Raw genomic sequence first — 3,053 nt, 5'->3', positions numbered from 1 at the left:
TTTTTTCTTCGCTTAAATACCGCGGCGGCAAAGCCGCCATCGTTCTAGGTATTCTGCGCTTAGAATAAAACTTAAATTTACCTCAAATCTGAAAAACCACGCCGGTTAAATTCTATTACACTATTTGCTTTCGCGAAGTTAAACTCTGTTAGATAATAAACTGCTAACCCCAAAATAGCTCACTTAAAAATATTTTCTTCTTTTTTATATTCCTATCTCTATACATATCCGGTCATAAAATGATTCCATAACTTTTTACTGTTTAATGTAGGTCAGTTTTTATTTGACGGCTTGTAGTTTTTTGCCGTGTCGTACGTAGGAGCGTTTTGTAAAATCATAAAACGGTACTAACCGCCCCGGCTTCAATCAAGAAGCCGGGGTTTTGGCCTAATGCGTTAATATCCGCTAGAAAAAGCTTAAAGAGGCCTGCTCAGAATCTTGCGTTTCCTTTTTATAGCTGTAAACGGCGTAACGGAGCGCGTCAAGCGCGTGGTCGTTAAACTTTACGGGCTCTTCAAGGATATTGCCGTTAAGGTCGGTCTTCCAGCTGTAAGATTCTATTTCTTTAATCAGATTAACGGAGCTTTTTGTTATAAGCAGTTCTCCGCAGCTTTTAACGGCCATTATTCCGTTTAAGATATTTTTGTCGGCCGGTTTTACGTTGAAACCGGCGCGGTAAATGGCCTCTATGCGGGCGGGTTCCGCGCTGTCCGCGTAAATGACGTTCCCGCGCTCCTTAGGCGGTATTATCAGCTTTAGTTCGTCAATTAGATTCTCGTTCGTAAGGCCGGTTTTGTAAAGTTTTTCTTCCGCGCATAACGCGCCGTCTTTTATGTACACTTTTACCAGCGCGGTGGGATTGTTAAAGCCGAAATCCAATCCCCAAATAACTTCTTCCGGGGCTTCAAAGGGAACGTCAACGCCGTGCCAGGCGGAATAAATTATTTTATCGCTTCTGCCCCATTTGCCCAAAGCGTATACTTCATAGGCGTTTTTATCGTAAGTTTTTAAGGATAACAAAGTGTTTATGTATTCCTTGGAAAGGAAAGGGTTATCCTTATAACTGCTGTGTATTACCTGCACTTCGGGGCGGTGAATAAGTTTTTTGGCTATCCAGCTGTTGGCATCGGTGGGGTTCAGCGTCAGGAATATTTGGTTAAGGGCGTTTTCTTCCTTGGGGGCGGAAAGGCGCGTCAGCAGGATAAGATAATCCTGATAGGTAAATTCGGTGGCTTCTTCCATCCAGATATAATTAAACTCGGAAGATTTTATTTTTTCCGGGTCGTCTAAAGAAAAGAACTGTATTCTGCTTTTGCCCAAAAGGTAGAAATTGCCCGTTTTATTTAATTTATCGCTTTGAAACAGCCCGTATTTTTGCAGCATTTCAACAATAAGGCGGAAAGCCGTCATTTTTAGGGCGGGCATGGTTTTCCTGGTTACGGCTATAAGTACGGAGGCGTTCAAAGCGCGCATTATCAAAAGCTGAGCCATGGCGTAGCTTTTGCCGGAACGCGCCCCGCCTATATTTACAACTGTTTGTTTTTTAGCTTTAAAGTTCTCTTTAAAAATCCTGCCTACTTTAAATTTATTCGTCGCCGTCATAGATTATTTTACCGGGCGTTTCCGCTTTTTTGGGGGATTCTTTGGGCGATTTGTTGTATTTTTTAGGCAGGCGGTTTGTAAGAGAAAAACATAATATCCCGGCCGTTTTTGATTTTAAAGCGGCTTCTATCAGGGCTATTTCCAGTTTTAAATTTATTATTTTGTCGAAAGCTTTTAAAAAACTTTTGTCTTTTGAAAGTGCGGAGCAGAGCAGATGCTTGGGGAAGGCGGAAGCCTCCAAAGCTTCGGTAACGCTGTCCGATTCCTGCAAAGTTTTTAGGAAGTTTTCTTTAAGGGTTTTGTCTGTATTTTTTTGCATATTACCGTCGGGGAGATTATATGACGGCTCAAAAATAATATAGCAAATTATGGCGCGCGGCGCAAAAAGCCGGGCTGCTTGCGGCCCCGAGCGCATTTGACGCTTTTTTGCTTTTAATGCCGTCCGTGGCTTTGCCGCAGGTTCTTTTGGGGCTTTTATCCGGGCTTAACGTAACGCTGCCGGGTAAAGTTAAAACGGCCGCTTTAAATTTTATGGTTGAAGAAAACGCGTCCGCGCGGAATATTTTTTAAGCGGGGATGAACTTTCCGCCGGGAAAGCCAAATCTTTTTTAGGCTATTTCCCGCAGGAGCCCAGCCTTTACCCTGATTTAAGCTGCATGGAGCATTTGGAATTTTTCCGTGATTTATACGCCATAAAACAAAAGGATTTTGAGCCGCGCGCGGAAGAACTTTTCAATGCGACGGGCATGGCCCCTTTTAAAGGGCGGCCCGCAGGGAAGCTTTCCGGCGGGATGTATAAGAAACTTGGGCTTATGTGCGTGCTTTTAAACCGGCCGCGCCTTTTGCTTCTTGACGAGCCGACAATCGGCGTGGATCCCGTAAGCCGCCAGCAGCTGTGGGATTTGGTTTATTTTTGGCAGTACTGCGCTATACTTGCGGTTATCTGCCTTATAACTTGCAGCGCGGCTTATAAAAATTTCAGATCAAAGCTGAATTAGACGAAGACGGACGGGCTTTTTAGGGCCCGTCCGTAAAACTTTTTAAAACCGCTTTTTACCTTGAAGCTATTTTGTTTACCAAGGCTTCCAAAGCGGGTTCTTCCACGTCAAAAACTCTGCCCTCGTCGCAGGCTTTTGCCACGGCCGGATCAAGCGGCAGTTTTACCGCCGGGGAAATATTGAACTCTCCGGCTGTTTCGTAAAGGCGGCTCTTGCCGAAAAGTTCCGTTTCCTTGCCGCAGTCCGGGCATTTGAAATAACTCATGTTTTCCACAAGGCCAAGCACTTTAACGTCCATTTTTTCCGCCATTTTTACGGCCTTGTCTACTATCATTCCGACAAGCTGCTGCGGGGAAGTGACTATAATAACGCCGTCTATAGGCAAGGACTGAAACACCGTCATGGTTACGTCGCCGGTGCCGGGCGGCATATCAATAAAAAGATAATCCAAAT

Annotated in this window: 4 protein-coding genes and 1 pseudogene; 2 read left to right on the top strand and 3 right to left on the bottom strand. The window is 44.5% G+C overall.

From position 1 onward, the window contains the following. Positions 1–405: 405 nt before the first annotated feature. Together ACQY26_RS06985 and ACQY26_RS06980 are read right to left on the bottom strand one after the other, a co-directional pair. Positions 406–1,602, bottom strand: coding sequence for a PBSX family phage terminase large subunit (locus ACQY26_RS06985; RefSeq protein ID WP_428048422.1), 1,197 nt, complete (start codon positions 1,600–1,602; stop codon positions 406–408). Further along, positions 1,586–1,921, bottom strand: a complete 336-nt coding sequence (locus ACQY26_RS06980; RefSeq protein WP_428048421.1) for a hypothetical protein — start codon at positions 1,919–1,921, stop codon at positions 1,586–1,588. The genes ACQY26_RS06985 and ACQY26_RS06980 overlap by 17 nt, the downstream gene beginning before the upstream one ends. 107 nt (positions 1,922–2,028) lie before the next feature. Here ACQY26_RS06980 and ACQY26_RS06975 point away from each other — a divergent pair, with 107 nt between their 5' ends. Continuing rightward, positions 2,029–2,172: a hypothetical protein gene (locus ACQY26_RS06975; RefSeq protein WP_428048420.1), complete on the top strand. Its 144-nt coding sequence runs from the start codon at positions 2,029–2,031 to the stop codon at positions 2,170–2,172. 35 nt (positions 2,173–2,207) lie between these two features. After that, positions 2,208–2,600 (top strand): annotated as a pseudogene (locus ACQY26_RS06970) (ATP-binding cassette domain-containing protein); the annotation flags it as partial. A gap of 55 nt (positions 2,601–2,655) precedes the next feature. Here the strand turns inward: ACQY26_RS06970 and ACQY26_RS06965 are convergent. After that, positions 2,656–3,053 (bottom strand): P-loop NTPase (locus tag ACQY26_RS06965; protein ID WP_428048419.1); only part of this gene is annotated, 398 nt, incomplete at its 5' end.

Origin of the sequence: Candidatus Proelusimicrobium excrementi (genome assembly GCF_937881865.1) — a bacterium.
In the GTDB taxonomy this organism is placed as follows: domain Bacteria; phylum Elusimicrobiota; class Elusimicrobia; order Elusimicrobiales; family Elusimicrobiaceae; genus Proelusimicrobium; species Proelusimicrobium excrementi.
This window is presented reverse-complemented; position numbering and strand designations above follow the sequence as displayed.

Bases quoted from the DNA above. Each gene is read 5' to 3' on its own strand.
- ACQY26_RS06985 (WP_428048422.1), bottom strand. From the start codon at position 1,602: ATGACGGCGACGAATAAATTTAAAGTAGGCAGGATTTTTAAAGAGAAC.
- ACQY26_RS06980 (WP_428048421.1), bottom strand. From the start codon at position 1,921: ATGCAAAAAAATACAGACAAAACCCTTAAAGAAAACTTCCTAAAAACT.